The organism is Euzebyella marina (genome assembly GCF_003687485.1).
Lineage (GTDB): Bacteria > Bacteroidota > Bacteroidia > Flavobacteriales > Flavobacteriaceae > Euzebyella > Euzebyella marina.
The window spans coordinates 3,401,786-3,415,394 of the sequence record NZ_CP032050.1 but is presented as its reverse complement, the minus strand read 5'-3'; the positions used below and the strand labels follow the sequence as shown (position 1 = coordinate 3,415,394).

Here is a 13,609-nt window from a genome sequence, read left to right as displayed (position 1 = left end):
GGATAATCTATATAGTTACACAACAAAAATTATGCCCTTGAATCGGCCGAAACACTTATCAAACGTTATAGTTCGGTGATTTTAGTAAGTCTTGTGAGAAAGTATTTTTAAAACCTTATTTCTTGAGATTGGCAATACGCTTGCTTAAAGGCGGATGCGAATAATGCATAAATACATATGCCGGGTGCGGGGTAAGGTTGCTCAGGCTGTTTTTCGATAGTTTCTTTAGAGAACTGATCAATGGCAGAGCGGCATATGTAGATTTAGCATAATCATCTGCCTGGTATTCAAACTTTCTGGACAGGTGATTCATAATGAGTCCTGTAATTTCAGAAATCGGACTGTACAAAATGGCAAACCCAATTAATGCTGCATGAAAACTTGGGTTGGTAACACCTATGGCATAAGAAACCTCAGGGTTATTGATAAACAAAGAGAGAATGAATAAGGTAGCCGCCGTTAATACCAGCGAAGCGGTAAGGTTAAAAATGATATGGTTTTTCTTGTAATGCCCTACCTCATGTGCAAGTACGGCTACAATCTCCTCTTCTTCTAAATCGTTGATTAGGGTGTCGTACAAGGTTACTCGCTTCTCCCTTCCGAAACCAGAGAAATAAGCATTGGCCTTGGTTGACCGTTTAGAGCCATCTATAACAAAGATATTTTGCAGCTCAAAACCGACATTTTGCGCAAAACCTTCAATTTTATTTTTTAGGCTGCCTTGTTCCAAGGGCGTTTGTTTGTTGAAAATAGGTACAATCAACTTGCTATAGAACAAGTTCATAAAAATGGTGAAAGTGGCTACAATAGCCCAGGCATAAATCCAGAAATTAGGGCCTGCCAACTCGAAAAATAGAATGATAGAGGCTAAAATACCACCACCAAATAGTGCCAGCATCAACCATCCTTTCAGCTTATCAAAGAAGAAAAGTTTTTTAGATGTTTTATTGAACCCGAAACGTTCTTCGATTATAAAGGTTGAATAATACGAAAATGGCAAGGTAATGAGGTCATTTCCGATCATAATAATGCCGAAGAATAGCAAGGCCATGAAAATGGGCTCTTCTGTAATGCTTCGAACATATTGATCGACCATTTCAAATCCGCCGAAACTAAGAAAACCTAAGGTGAGCAGTAACGAAAAACTAGAAGTGAACAAGCCGAACTTATAATTGGTCTTTTTATAGTCTTGAGATTTCAAATATTCTTTCTCGTCAAAGACATCACCCAAATCATCAGGTATGGGGTCGCTGTAATGACGGGCATTTAGATAGTCTAGCGTAGTCTCAAGAACAAACTGAAACACCAGTATGGCAATAATGACGTAGAATAGTATATTCACTTTCTGATGTTTTGCGGTTTGGTTCTTTTAAGGGGTCAAGACTTTAGAGTTTTGCCTTGACAGATTTTTATAACGACTTTTTAGTCCGTTTCGTTTAAAAACCTCGTTGTCTTTTCGCTTCAAAGATAAGAATACCTGCCGATACAGACACATTCATTGAGTCTATTTCGCCTTGCATGGGTATGATTATGTTTTGACTGGAGTTTTCTAACCATTCTGTCGATAGTCCGGTAGCTTCTGTGCCGACCACGATCGCAGCAGATTTCGTAAAGTCGGCTGTTGAATAGTTGATGGATGCAGTTAAAGCCGCGCAGTAAATATCTATTTTCTTCTGTTTTAAAAAATCGATTATTTCGGTGGTAGACCCCATGGCAATTTGATTGGAAAAAACACAACCCACACTTGAGCGAATAATATTAGGATTATAAATGTCGGTCTTAGGGTTGGCAATGATTACCCCGTCTAAATTGGCTGCGTCGGCAGTTCGTAATAGAGCCCCTATATTTCCTGGTTTTTCAGGGGCTTCGGCTACCAAGATAAGTGGGTTTTCATTCTTTATCGAAAAACCTTCAAGGGTGTGGTTCTTGTGTCTCACTAAAGCGATAATTCCTTCGGTTGTTTCCCGATATGCTATTTTTTTATAGACCTCCTCGCTCACAGAAATAAGGCTAGGTGGGTGCTGAGAAACAGAGGTCAGTTCTTTTAATTCTATTTCACCTAATAGCTCTGGCCGATAGAATAAAGTGTCGATTTGGTAATCAGATTTGAGCGCAAGCTGTATTTCGCGCTTTCCCTCCATTATAAAAAAACCACTTTTTTTTCTTTCCCTAGATTTCTCACGTAGCAGAACTGCCTTTTTCACCAAGGCATTACCAACACTTGTTATTTCTTTATGATTTTGCACGAGGCAAATGTAAATAAAAGCTTGTACGAACGACTATAAGCTATAACCTAAAACTTGCTTATGACCCGTTACTATTCTGTGATTATTATTGTCGTGTTTCTAATTAGTTGTAAAGAAGCACCTTCAAAAACTGCTAAATCGAACGATTTGCCAATTGAAGTTGAAGGAGTAATTCTATCTGAATTTCCTACAGATTTTATTTCAGTACTTGAAGCACATGGTTCTTTAAAAGCATGGAAAAAGCAAAGAACCCTAACGTTTGAGATAGAAAAGGGAGAAATTACCGAAACACATACCATTGATTTAAAAACACGTCAAGATGTTGTTGCTGCCGATAAATTTTCCTTAGGTTTTGATGGAAAAGAGATTTGGCTTGAAGATGAAAACAATGATTATAAGGGTAACGCAGCGGTGTACCATAATTTGATGTTTTATTTTTATGCCATGCCATTTGTGTTTGCCGACCCGGGAATCAACTACGAAGTTGCTGAGCCTTTGTTGTATGAAGGTAAGGAGTACCCAGGTATTCATATAAGTTACGATGATGGGGTAGGGGCCTCTTCAAAAGATGATTACTATTTACATTACGATCCTGAAACTTTCAAGATGAAGTGGTTGGGGTATACGTTCACTTACGGAAGTAATGAAAAATCAAAAGATGTAAAATGGATTCATTATAACGATTGGGTTGAAATTGAGGGGTTGCTGCTTCCTAAGACCATAACCTGGCACGATTATGAAGATAGAACTATAAAAGGGGCAAGAGACCCATTGACTTTTCATAAAATTGGTTTGGCAGAAAGCCCTAAAATACCTACTTTCTACGAAAAGCCTGAAAATGCCAAAGTCGTCTTAAAGCCCTAGTAAATCGCATTTTTTTAAGTAATTTGTACTTTTAAACAAGAATGTATTATGGAGGTACTGTTATTTGGTATTGCCAAAGATATTGTAGGCAGTTCCAGTTACAGATTTAATGATAAAGAACCGAAACCGTTGACGGTTAAAGAGCTTAAGGGTAAAATGCGGCAGGCTTTTCCTGAGCTTGGCAAATTGTCATCTTTGGCTGTGGCAGTCAATAGTGAGTATGCCGAGGACCATACTTCTGTGGTGAGCGGTGATGAAATTGCTTTGATACCTCCTGTAAGTGGCGGCTAATGAATCATATTAAAAAAATAGAAATTGTCGATCAAATAGATGTATCGCAGGTCTATGACGAACTATCGCACGCCAATAGTGGCGGTGTCTGTGTTTTTGTTGGCTCAGTGAGAGAGTTTACCCAAAACGAACAAGTGGTGGCCTTAGAATTTGAGACTTATAAGGCAATGGCCTTGAAAGAAATGGCCAAAATTGCCGATGAAGCTTGTGAAAAGTGGCAATTGAACAAAGTGGTCATACGACATGCCGTTGGAAGAAAAGAAGTTCAAGAGCCGGTAGTGGTCGTTGGGGCTTCATCGGGTCATCGAGATGGTTGTTTTGAAGCCTGTCGATTTTTAATCGATACATTGAAGGATACCGTGCCGATTTGGAAGAAAGAAATCTTCAAGAATAAAGAGGTTTGGGTATCTTCAACCCCGTAATTGGAAACAAAAATATATAGCCAGAATAACTTTATGCTCGTAGACAATCACAATAGAAGAATAAATTATGTAAGACTAGCGGTTACCGACCGTTGTAATCTTCGTTGTAACTACTGTATGCCGGCTGAGGGAATCAACTTTGCCAAGAGCGATAAGTTGTTTACCATAGATGAGTTGGGTAGGTTGAGTGAATTGCTAGTATCTCAAGGTGTCGATAAAATAAGAATTACAGGTGGTGAACCATTTGTGAGGAAAGATTTGATGGTCTTATTTCGAAAATTGGCATCTCTCAAAGGGCTAAACGAGATTTCCGTTACTACCAATGCCACCCTCATTGGTCCTTATATTGATGAACTAAGTGAGTTGGGCATAAAAAACGTGAATGTTAGTATGGATGCCATTAACCGCGAAACATTTGAAAAAATTACCAGGCGTAATCAGTATGATGTTGTCTATGAGAATCTGATACGACTGATTTCAGAAGGTTTCAAGGTGAGAATCAATTTTATTGCTTTAGAAGGACAGAATACCGAGGACATTCTACCGATGTTGGAGCTGACAAAGCATTACGATGTTTCCGTACGTTTTTTAGAAGAAATGCCGTTTAATGGGGGATCCAAGAAGTTTCAAACTATAAAGTGGGACTATAAGACCATTTTGCAGCACATAAAAAATCAATATCCCGATTTTTATAAGCTTGAATCACCCGATACGTCTACATCTATTAATTATAAAATACCTGGTTTCAAAGGTTCGTTCGGTGTTATACCGTCGTTCAGCAGAACCTTTTGTGGTTCTTGCAACAGACTTCGAATATCGGCGACCGGCGATGTCATTACTTGCCTTTACGCAAAGCCGAGCATGAATATTCGCAATATTTTTCGACAAGAAAAATCGGACCAAAAAGTGAAACAAAAAATTCTAGAAGCCATCAGTAATAGGGCAAAAACCGGCTTTGAAGCACAACAGAAGTACCAAGGTATTTTTGAAAATAGTATGACTTCAATAGGGGGCTAATAAAAGTCTTGAAGTTTAATTACAATAAAATTTTAAATGAGTAACCTTTCGCATATCGATGAAGCCGGAAATGCCAGTATGGTCGATGTTTCAGATAAAAAAATAACTTCACGAACGGCAATTGCTTCGGGTAAAGTTTCTTTTCCTAAATCGGTGTTCGAAACATTGGCAGGGCAAGATTTTTTAGGAAAAAAAGGTAGCATCATACAAACAGCGGTAATAGCAGGTATACAGGCCGTAAAAAAAACATCAGAACTCATTCCGTTGTGCCATCAATTAAGTTTGTCAAAAGTGCACATTGAAATCGTGCCATTTGAAAACAGCTCTTTAAAGATTACTTGTACGGTGAAGTGTAACGAGAAGACAGGGGTCGAGATGGAAGCATTGACGGGGGTTTCGGTTAGTGCGCTAACCATTTATGACATGTGTAAGGCACTTTCGCACGACATTGTGATTTCCGATATACAATTGAACGAAAAAACAGGAGGTAAGAGTGATTATAGGTCCTAAGATATATGGTTTGGTATTGGCCGGTGGCAAAAGTACTCGAATGGGTAAGGATAAAGGTTTGATTACCTACCATGGCATGCCACAAAGAGAATATTTATATCATCTTTTAAGTAGGGTCTGCGAGCGCACATATTTGAGCCTTCGTAACGATCAAGTTGGCGATGTCTCTGATGAATTCGATATAATTGTTGATAAAGACGAATTTAAGGGCCCTTTTAACGGTTTGCTTTCGGCCCACGAAGAGAATGAAGAAGTGGCTTGGTTGGTTTTGGCCTGCGATTTACCGTTGATTGATCTTCAGTCGTTACAAGAATTGATTTCCGGCAGAGACCCAAATGAGGTGGCGACGACTTTTGCCCATCATGAAAATCCGCTGCCAGAGCCCATGTGTGCTATATGGGAACCTACTGCCCTTAAGCAAGTGGCATCTTATTTAAATGAAGGAAACGGAACATGCCCAAGAAAATTCTTGATAAGAAAAAATGCCAAACTTATTATTCCTCGAGATGAGAATGTGTTGATGAATGCGAACTCCGAAGAAGATTATAAAGAAGCTTTGGTCAAATTATCTATTGAATGATGGAACGTTACGAGCGGCAGATAAAATTGGCTGAATTCGGAAACGAAGGCCAAGAGAAATTAAAATCTTCAAAAGTTTTGGTCATAGGAGCAGGTGGTTTGGGTGTTCCTGTTCTTACCTACCTTAATGCGATGGGTGTTGGCACGTTAGGAATAGTTGATTCAGATTCCGTTTCTTTAAGCAATCTTCATAGGCAGGTATTATTCGATGAAAGTGATGTAAATAGGCTTAAAGTAATTGTAGCTGCCCAAAAGTTACGTAAACAGAATTCCGATACGAATATTATCGAGCATCTTTCTTTTATCAATCGTGATAATGCTTTAGAGCTTATTTCGGCATATGATTTAATCATAGATGCCAGTGATAATTTTCCAACTAGATATTTGGTTAACGATGCCTGTGTTATACTTGATAAACCATTTATATATGGGGCTCTTCACGGTTTCGAGGGGCAAGTAAGCGTTTTTAACTATTTAAACGGACCCACCTATCGATGCCTTTACCCCAAAATGCCAAAGGCCGATGAGGTGCCTGATTGTAATGAGCACGGAGTACTAGGCATATTGCCTGGTATTATAGGCAGTTTTCAGGCACTTGAGGCTGTAAAAGTGCTTACAGGTATAGGGGAAGTATTGTCCGGTAAATTACTGCTTTTCGATGCGCTTTCCCAAAACACCCAGAAAATTAAATTTAAGTTGAGGGCAGAAAATAAATTGATTTCAGAATTAAAGGGAAGTTATGACTTTGATTGTGAAATCGGTTTACGGGAAATTTCTGGAGAAGATTTTATTATTAAAACCCTTGATAATGATTTACAATTGATTGATGTTAGAACTAAAAAGGAATTTGAGCGTAACCATCTTCAAATGGCCAAAAACGTACCTCTTGGTGAAATTGAAGGCCGCATAAATAAGATTGATTCGAACCGCCCCGTTTATGTTATCTGTCAATCCGGCATACGGAGCAAAAAGGCGATTTCGAAACTTAGCGGAATTCTGCCCAATACAGAATTTATAAACGTTGATGGAGGTATGAATCAAATTCCGCAGCATGCTTCTTAGTACAGAAGAGTTAATACTTATATGTTTAGGTTTTTTTGTGGTGGCCACCCTTTATTCTTCGGTAGGTTTTGGTGGAGGTTCTAGCTATTTGGCCTTATTGACTCTTTTTTTATCCGGCTTTTTTGCCATTCGCTCTATAGCATTGGTCTGTAATTTGGTGGTGGTTTCAGGCAGCACTTATCTTTATTTCAAGAATGGTCATGCTCGGTTGAAAGATTTTCTGCCTTTTATCATAACCAGCGTACCCATGGCCTTTATCGGCGCCTCTTTTAGATTGCAAGAGCATTTGTTTTTTATTCTTTTGGGTAGTTCTTTGGTCGTTTCTGCAGTTTTTCTTGCCGGACAGACATTTAAACAGCTTGGAAAAGATGAGCGTTTGCAAACATATCCTAGTTACATGAGTTATTTGTTAGGAGGGGCGATAGGCCTTCTTTCAGGGCTTGTCGGTATTGGTGGCGGAATCTTTTTAGCTCCTATACTGAATCATTTACGTTGGGATAAATCCATAAAAATAGCCGCTCTAGCAAGCTTTTTTATTCTGGTAAACTCAATATCGGGTCTGGCAGGGCTTGTTCAGGGAGAAATGCTAAATTTGCCGTGGAAGGAAACAATAGCTTTAGTAGTGGCCGTTCTCATTGGAGGTCAATTGGGTATTAGAATCAGTCTTAAACGATTGACCCCAAATGGAATTAAAAGGGTAACGGCATTGCTTGTTTTTGTGGTGGGTATTCGAATATTGATAAAATATCTTCCTCAGTTATTCTGAAAGCATTTTTGAATAGTTGGCACTTCTACTTAAAAGATTGATTTGAGTAATTTTTTGGTATTGAAAACATTATTGCACCCGTCTTATTTTCCTAATATCGCTACTTTTTCGATGATTGTTTCGAGCGAAATTTGTTGGGAAGCAGAAGATAACTATCAAAAGCAAACCTATAGAAATAGAAGCTATATATGTACGGATCAAGGCAAGCATCTGCTTAGCATACCCATTCAGCATGTTGGCGGCAATCAAGGAAGGCAGAAATACAAATTGGTTATTCTAGATGATTCGGAGCAGTGGCAAAGGCAGCATTGGCGAACCTTGCAAACAGCCTACAGAACTTCTCCGTTTTTTGAATTCTACGAAGATGAAATAGCTCCGCTTTTTGAAAAAAGCTATAAATATCTGTACGACTTTAATTTGGAAACTATCCATACCGTATGCGACTGTTTACAAGTTGATTTTCCAGTTGATAAAACGGAATCTTTTATGTTGGAACCCTTAGGCATGGATGATAAGAGGGTTATGGTAAGTGCAAAGAGAAAGGTATCTTATAAAAATGATGAGTATCATCAGGTGTTCGGTGACAGGCATAATTTTATTGAAAATTTAAGTGTGCTGGATTTACTTTTCAATGAAGGAACCAATGCCCTTACTTACCTAAGGCAATTCTATAACCTGAATTTTAATGATTAGGTTTTTGGTTCATTACGGCATTCATTTCTTGGTGCCAATTATCATAGCCATTAGCTTCTTTAGAAGTAATCGACTCAAGGTGGCATTGATACTTTTAGGTGGAATTCTGATTGATATAGATCATTTATTGGCCACTCCCGTGTTTGATGCCAACAGGTGTAGTATCGGCTTTCACCCCCTGCATAGTTATTGGGCTATTGCACTTTACTTGGGTTTGTTGTTTTTTAAGAAAACTAGAATTGTCGGTTTGGCACTTTTAATTCATATCGTCGCCGACATGGCAGATTGTTTGCTAATGTTTCAAACGAAATGAAGCCATAACGGGGAAGTGATCTGAAAACTTATCGTCGTAGTTTTTATGCGATAATATCTCAAAGTGGTCATCTGCAAAAATGAAATCAATTCTTAAAGGGAGGCCCATAAGATTATATGTTCTACCTAACCCTGCACCTTCTTCCAAAAAAGTATCTAACGATTTGCCCTTGAGAACTTGGTACACATTTGAGAATTGAGTGTTGTTCATATCAGTACAAATTATTGTAGGGAAATCGGTTGTGGCTCTATGGCTTTCTATCATCTTGGCTTGGCTAAGTTGCCTATGAAATCGAGTACTCAATTTATCATACAACTGTTCTGGAGTTTTAGATCTTACATTTCCTGTTCCTGGTGTAATACCTAGAGATTGAATGTGAATATTGTAAATTCGAATCGTATCTTTTTTGAAAAGAATGTCCGCATAGGAACCGTTATTAATACTATTTGGGAAATGTATAATTTCAGCCTTTAATATTGGATATTTTGAAAATATTCCTAAGTGAACTTTGTCTCCTGTTGGTATTCTTTTCAAGAAGCTATAGGGGTAATTCATAAAATTTCCATTCATTCTATAGCTAACCTCCTGAAAACTTATTACGTCAGGATTTTCTGCAGCAATAAAATCCTTTAATTTATTATAAATAGTTAACCGGTCCATGTTTTCAAAAGCTTTAAAACCATGGATGTTGTAACTCATAACTTTTAAGTCCGAAATTGTAGAAACTTTGTTGCTTAAATTAATTTTCACAAAAGTTCCTAGTGAGAAGAAACCAATCAATAAAACAAAAAGTGAAATTAAAATTTGCCTTTTTTTCTGTAATAGCCAGTATGACAAAAAAAGAAAATTGATAATGACTAAAAGTGGTACCGTCAAACTTAAAAATGATAGGAATGAGAAGTACTGATCGGTTAAATAAGGTACGGCACAGGCAATAAGAAGCAGGGCGGCAACTATAAGATTTAAAAAATACACCGATTTATTGAACCAAGAAAGCTTCTTCATTATCAACTAATCATCCTTACCGGCCTTGAACAAAAAATCTTTTTCTGCCTTTGATAAACTTTCGTAGCCTGATTGGCTGATTTTATCAAGTATGGCGTCTATTTTCTTTTGCTGGCTTTGCTTGTCATTATTGGCTTTTTGGTTGGTATTGCTAGCTCTGCGATTTTTGTAAACGGTTTTTAGGGGAGATTTTTTCTCTCTTTTCTTGAATAGATTTGCCAGGCCATCCATAAGTTTGGAAAAACCTTCGCCAATGTCCGTTCCCTTATAAAGCTGCCTGGCATACATATAACCTAAAAAGGCACCCCCTGAATGGGCTATTCTTCCACCCACATTACCCCCAAGCGGTATTTGAACTAAGTCCATCAGTACCACGAACAGGCCAACCTGCCATAGTTTTACGTTGAAAAAAATCAATCGTACTTCTTGATTGGGAATATAGGTGCAGACAAATATCAGAACGGCCATAACACCAGCCGAGGCGCCGATAAGAGAGGTGTTGATACCTACCAGTGCGGGAAAGATGTTATAGCTCAAGAGAAATAACAGTCCGCCTAAAATGACTCCTAAAAAGTAAACGTTCAAAAATCTTTTTCCGTCGAAGAGGTTCAATAATATTCTACCGGCCACATACAGAATGTACATATTCCAAAGAATATGAAAAATACCACCATGTAAAAAGGAATAGGTAATAATCGACCAAGGTTGCTTTAAGAAACCAAAGAAATCTTTTGGCAGGGCAAACCAATTTTCGAAAATAGGGCTTACCAACGCAGTAATGAGTCCCATGACGATAAATACCACCACGTTAATGGCGATAAGCTTTTCAGAGACGCTTAACCTTGCATATTGATATCGTAATCCTCCGTTCGTCATATCTTAATTCCAACGATTGTCGTTAAATTGGTTTTTCTTCCAGTACCACATCATTAAAAACCCAAACAGGGCACCACCTATATGAGCAAAATGGGCGATGCCCGTCGCGGTGCCGGTAAAACCAAAAAACAGGTCACCAAGTATGAGAAGAGGAACAAAATATTTTGCCTTGATAGGTATGGGTAAAAATATCAACATCAGTTCTGCCTCACTGAACGTAAAGGCAAAAGCAACTAAAATACCATATATGGCACCTGATGCCCCAACTGCCGGAGTTGTAAATGCACTAATGAAACTATCAACGGTATCGGCTCCGACCACATTCTCCCAAGCCGGGCTATACTTTCCATCCGAGATAATCTCTAGCACTTGGTTTTTGTCAATTCCTGCATCAACCAAAGCTTGAAGTCCGTCATGGAATAGAAAGTAGTTGACACCTGTGTGCAACAAAGCAGCACCTAAACCGGCTGAAAAATAGAAAAACAGAAACTTGTTGCGCCCCCACATTTTTTCCAAGGGCGTTCCAAAAGCCCATAAGGCATACATATTAAAAAGTATGTGCATGAAATTACCATGCATGAACATATGTGTAAAAACCTGCCACCATTTGAAATTAGGGTTCTCAGGATACCACAATGAGAACCATGCGTATAGTTGATCTCCATAAAGCTGGGTAGCTATGAAGAAGAGTACATTTATAATCAGCAGATGTTTTACAGCTTCTGTAAGTCTTCCCATCTAAATAAATTTTTTATCAATGTCATTCTCCGTTATCGTAATGTAAACGGGTTTGTTAAAAGGGCTAACGGTTGCATCGGTACAAGCGAACAAATCGTTCACCAGGGCAATTTGCGATTGGTCATCAAGTACTTCACCGGTCTTTACCGCCAAAGTTTTGGCCAAGGTTTTCGAAAGAATATCACTCTGTGAAAAACTCTCACCATTTACTTCTTGTTGATAATCAGAAATTAGTTGGTCGAGTATCATACCGACCTCACTTTCCGCAACAAGCAAAGGTACCCCTGTTACCGTAATCGATTCGTCTTTTATCTCTTCAAAAATGAAGCCGATAGATAGCAACACATCTTGAATTTCTCTCAACGTGTTGATTTCTGATCTCGAAAATGTTACCGTAAACGGAAAAAGCAGTTGCTGGCTAACGGCTTCTTTTACCGTGCTGTTCTTTAAAAACTTTTCATAGAGTACACGCTGGTGGGCCCTACTTTGGTCAATGACCACCATTCCCGATTTGATACTCGTCACAATATATTTTCTTCTAATTTGAAAAGTAGTGGCAACCGATTCGTTGACCTCTTTTTCCCCTTCAAAAATAGAACCGGTTATGGTATCGGACTCAAAACTTATGCTATTACCAACATCGATGCTTCCCATCTTCGATTCCAGACCGACATAAAGACTTTCCCAACCTTTTGAATTTTGTTTTTGATAGGTGGGTTTGAAAGAGGTTTTCACCGTCTCCTGAAAAGGATTAAAATCAGCATCTACCGTAACATGGGGCTGTATTGCAGATTTATTCTTGAATTCATAAGGGGTCTCTAAATTTTGGTCATGCTCGAAATCAAGAGCGGGTGCCACGTTAAATTGACCAAGGCTATGCTTGATAGTCGACCTTAGAATCGCATACAGGGTATGCTCATCGTCAAATTTAACCTCTGTTTTGGTAGGGTGTATATTAATATCTATTGAACCAGGGTCGACTTCGAGGTATAAAAAATACCCTGGAAAAGTGTCGGCTTTAATGAGACCTTCAAAAGCCGCGACTACGGCATGGTGTAAATAGGGGCTTTTAATAAATCTATTGTTCACAAAAAAGAACTGCTCGCCACGACTTTTTTTTGCGTACTCCGGTTTGGTGATAAACCCACTGATTTTTACTATCGGAGTTTCCTCTTCAACAGGAACCAATTTTTCATTGGTACGGGAGCCGAAAATGTGAACAATTCTCTTTCGATAATTGTCGTCCGGAAGATTAAAAAGCTCGCTGCCATTGCTATAAAAATGAAATGAAACGGACGGGTGTGCCAAAGCGACCCTATGAAATTCATCTGTTATATGGCGTAATTCTACCTGATTCGATTTTAAAAAGTTGCGCCGGGCGGGAATATTAAAAAATAAGTTTTTAACGGCCATTGACGTACCTTTAGGGGTGACCGCCACTTCTTGAAAAACAACCTTACTTCCTTCGATTTTAATATGGGTACCGACCTCGTCTACCTCCGGTTTGGTCTGCATTTCAACATGGGCAATAGCCGCAATAGATGCCAAGGCCTCACCACGAAAGCCTTTGGTATTCAGATTGAAAAGGTCTTCAGCTTTTTGAATTTTTGACGTAGCGTGCCTTTCAAAACTGAGCCTCGCGTCGGTCGCACTCATACCTACCCCGTCATCAACTACTTGAATCAGGGCTTTTCCACCATCCTTAACGATTAATTTAATAATCGTAGCCCCGGCATCTAACGCATTCTCCAGTAGTTCTTTAACAACGGATGCAGGACGCTGTACCACTTCACCCGCAGCTATTTGATTAGCAACATGGTCCGGTAAGAGTTTTATGATATCCGCCATTATTTCGGAAAGAATATAGAAAGGTCAAAATCTAGAATAAACAACACTATGAGAACTAAGATGGCTATGATGATTACCATACGAATCTTAAGGTCTCTGTCTCCCTCGCGGCGCATATCGTCCAATGCGCTTCCGAATTTGCCTTTGAGGCCTCTCGGCGGGTTCAGGGTAGTACGAAATTTATCGAATTTCGGCTCCATTTTAAAAGGATTTCCCTTGCCCTTGTCATCATAATAGCGAGGGGAGTACTCGAACTTCTTGTTTCGCTTTAGTTTCGTGAATTTACTTAGCATTCCCATGTGCTTCAAAGGTACTTAAAATCAAAAAATACGCCCCATTGGCCGCGCCAAAATTTGTTAAAACGAATTTTGAAAAGAAG

At 38.9% G+C, this 13,609-nt stretch carries 17 protein-coding genes; 10 read left to right on the top strand and 7 right to left on the bottom strand.

Features of this window, described 5'->3' with window-relative positions:
• Positions 1–115 precede the first annotated feature (115 nt).
• A complete protein-coding gene (locus D1013_RS14595; protein ID WP_121849535.1) occupies positions 116–1,342 on the bottom strand; it encodes a M48 family metallopeptidase in 1,227 nt (408 codons plus the stop codon).
• A gap of 94 nt (positions 1,343–1,436) precedes the next feature.
• Positions 1,437–2,246 (bottom strand): TrmH family RNA methyltransferase, encoded by an 810-nt coding sequence (locus D1013_RS14590; protein WP_121849534.1) that lies wholly within the window; start codon positions 2,244–2,246, stop codon positions 1,437–1,439.
• 60 nt (positions 2,247–2,306) lie between these two features.
• Here D1013_RS14590 and D1013_RS14585 point away from each other — a divergent pair, with 60 nt between their 5' ends.
• From D1013_RS14585 to D1013_RS14540, 10 genes are read left to right on the top strand one after another with little or no spacing between them, the layout of a single operon-like run.
• Positions 2,307–3,110 carry a DUF6503 family protein gene (locus tag D1013_RS14585; protein ID WP_121849533.1) on the top strand — a complete coding sequence of 268 codons (804 nt, stop codon included), beginning with the start codon at positions 2,307–2,309 and terminating at the stop codon, positions 3,108–3,110.
• Positions 3,111–3,158: 48 nt separating this feature from the next.
• Complete coding sequence (locus tag D1013_RS14580) at positions 3,159–3,401, top strand: MoaD/ThiS family protein (protein WP_121849532.1); 243 nt, start codon at positions 3,159–3,161, stop codon at positions 3,399–3,401.
• A complete protein-coding gene (locus D1013_RS14575; RefSeq protein WP_121849531.1) occupies positions 3,401–3,823 on the top strand; it encodes a molybdenum cofactor biosynthesis protein MoaE in 423 nt (140 codons plus the stop codon). The genes D1013_RS14580 and D1013_RS14575 overlap by 1 nt, the downstream gene beginning before the upstream one ends.
• Positions 3,824–3,856: 33 nt before the next feature.
• Complete coding sequence (gene moaA, locus D1013_RS14570; protein ID WP_121849530.1) at positions 3,857–4,840, top strand: GTP 3',8-cyclase MoaA; 984 nt, start codon at positions 3,857–3,859, stop codon at positions 4,838–4,840.
• Positions 4,841–4,876: 36 nt separating this feature from the next.
• A complete protein-coding gene (moaC, locus tag D1013_RS14565) occupies positions 4,877–5,350 on the top strand; it encodes a cyclic pyranopterin monophosphate synthase MoaC (RefSeq protein WP_121849529.1) in 474 nt (157 codons plus the stop codon).
• Complete coding sequence (gene mobA / locus D1013_RS14560) at positions 5,334–5,930, top strand: molybdenum cofactor guanylyltransferase (RefSeq protein WP_317125478.1); 597 nt, start codon at positions 5,334–5,336, stop codon at positions 5,928–5,930. The genes moaC and mobA overlap by 17 nt, the downstream gene beginning before the upstream one ends.
• Positions 5,927–6,991: a molybdopterin-synthase adenylyltransferase MoeB gene (locus D1013_RS14555; protein WP_317125477.1), complete on the top strand. Its 1,065-nt coding sequence runs from the start codon at positions 5,927–5,929 to the stop codon at positions 6,989–6,991. Before mobA ends, D1013_RS14555 begins: the two co-directional genes overlap by 4 nt.
• A complete protein-coding gene (locus D1013_RS14550) occupies positions 6,981–7,757 on the top strand; it encodes a sulfite exporter TauE/SafE family protein (protein WP_121849527.1) in 777 nt (258 codons plus the stop codon). The genes D1013_RS14555 and D1013_RS14550 overlap by 11 nt, the downstream gene beginning before the upstream one ends.
• 42 nt (positions 7,758–7,799) lie before the next feature.
• Positions 7,800–8,450 (top strand): WbqC family protein, encoded by a 651-nt coding sequence (locus D1013_RS14545; protein WP_262892099.1) that lies wholly within the window; start codon positions 7,800–7,802, stop codon positions 8,448–8,450.
• A complete protein-coding gene (locus D1013_RS14540; RefSeq protein ID WP_121849526.1) occupies positions 8,443–8,763 on the top strand; it encodes a DUF6122 family protein in 321 nt (106 codons plus the stop codon). Before D1013_RS14545 ends, D1013_RS14540 begins: the two co-directional genes overlap by 8 nt.
• Here D1013_RS14540 and D1013_RS14535 read toward each other — a convergent pair.
• The 5 genes from D1013_RS14535 to D1013_RS14515 are packed head-to-tail and all read right to left on the bottom strand — an operon-like array spanning position 8,743 to position 13,523.
• Entirely contained in the window at positions 8,743–9,768 is a 1,026-nt protein-coding gene (locus tag D1013_RS14535) for an endonuclease/exonuclease/phosphatase family protein (protein WP_121849525.1), read from the bottom strand. The genes D1013_RS14540 and D1013_RS14535 overlap by 21 nt on opposite strands.
• A gap of 6 nt (positions 9,769–9,774) precedes the next feature.
• On the bottom strand, positions 9,775–10,644 hold the full coding sequence (locus D1013_RS14530) for a rhomboid family intramembrane serine protease (protein ID WP_121849524.1): 870 nt from the start codon (positions 10,642–10,644) through the stop codon (positions 9,775–9,777).
• A gap of 3 nt (positions 10,645–10,647) precedes the next feature.
• On the bottom strand, positions 10,648–11,382 hold the full coding sequence (locus D1013_RS14525) for a rhomboid family intramembrane serine protease (protein WP_121849523.1): 735 nt from the start codon (positions 11,380–11,382) through the stop codon (positions 10,648–10,650).
• Positions 11,383–13,230, bottom strand: a complete 1,848-nt coding sequence (gene mutL / locus D1013_RS14520; RefSeq protein WP_121849522.1) for a DNA mismatch repair endonuclease MutL — start codon at positions 13,228–13,230, stop codon at positions 11,383–11,385. It abuts the gene before it with no gap.
• Positions 13,230–13,523 (bottom strand): riboflavin synthase subunit beta, encoded by a 294-nt coding sequence (locus D1013_RS14515; RefSeq protein ID WP_317125476.1) that lies wholly within the window; start codon positions 13,521–13,523, stop codon positions 13,230–13,232. Before D1013_RS14515 ends, mutL begins: the two co-directional genes overlap by 1 nt.
• Positions 13,524–13,609 lie beyond the last annotated feature (86 nt).

Excerpts from the sequence above, each read along its gene's own strand:
- D1013_RS14555 (WP_317125477.1), top strand. The coding sequence starts at position 5,927 with ATGATGGAACGTTACGAGCGGCAGATAAAATTGGCTGAATTCGGAAAC.
- D1013_RS14515 (WP_317125476.1), bottom strand. The coding sequence starts at position 13,523 with ATGCTAAGTAAATTCACGAAACTAAAGCGAAACAAGAAGTTCGAGTAC.
- D1013_RS14575 (WP_121849531.1), top strand. The coding sequence starts at position 3,401 with ATGAATCATATTAAAAAAATAGAAATTGTCGATCAAATAGATGTATCG.
- D1013_RS14535 (WP_121849525.1), bottom strand. The coding sequence starts at position 9,768 with ATGAAGAAGCTTTCTTGGTTCAATAAATCGGTGTATTTTTTAAATCTT.
- D1013_RS14550 (WP_121849527.1), top strand. The coding sequence starts at position 6,981 with ATGCTTCTTAGTACAGAAGAGTTAATACTTATATGTTTAGGTTTTTTT.
- D1013_RS14525 (WP_121849523.1), bottom strand. The coding sequence starts at position 11,382 with ATGGGAAGACTTACAGAAGCTGTAAAACATCTGCTGATTATAAATGTA.
- moaC (WP_121849529.1), top strand. The coding sequence starts at position 4,877 with ATGAGTAACCTTTCGCATATCGATGAAGCCGGAAATGCCAGTATGGTC.
- moaA (WP_121849530.1), top strand. The coding sequence starts at position 3,857 with ATGCTCGTAGACAATCACAATAGAAGAATAAATTATGTAAGACTAGCG.
- D1013_RS14585 (WP_121849533.1), top strand. The coding sequence starts at position 2,307 with ATGACCCGTTACTATTCTGTGATTATTATTGTCGTGTTTCTAATTAGT.
- mutL (WP_121849522.1), bottom strand. The coding sequence starts at position 13,230 with ATGGCGGATATCATAAAACTCTTACCGGACCATGTTGCTAATCAAATA.
- D1013_RS14540 (WP_121849526.1), top strand. The coding sequence starts at position 8,443 with ATGATTAGGTTTTTGGTTCATTACGGCATTCATTTCTTGGTGCCAATT.
- D1013_RS14580 (WP_121849532.1), top strand. The coding sequence starts at position 3,159 with ATGGAGGTACTGTTATTTGGTATTGCCAAAGATATTGTAGGCAGTTCC.
- D1013_RS14530 (WP_121849524.1), bottom strand. The coding sequence starts at position 10,644 with ATGACGAACGGAGGATTACGATATCAATATGCAAGGTTAAGCGTCTCT.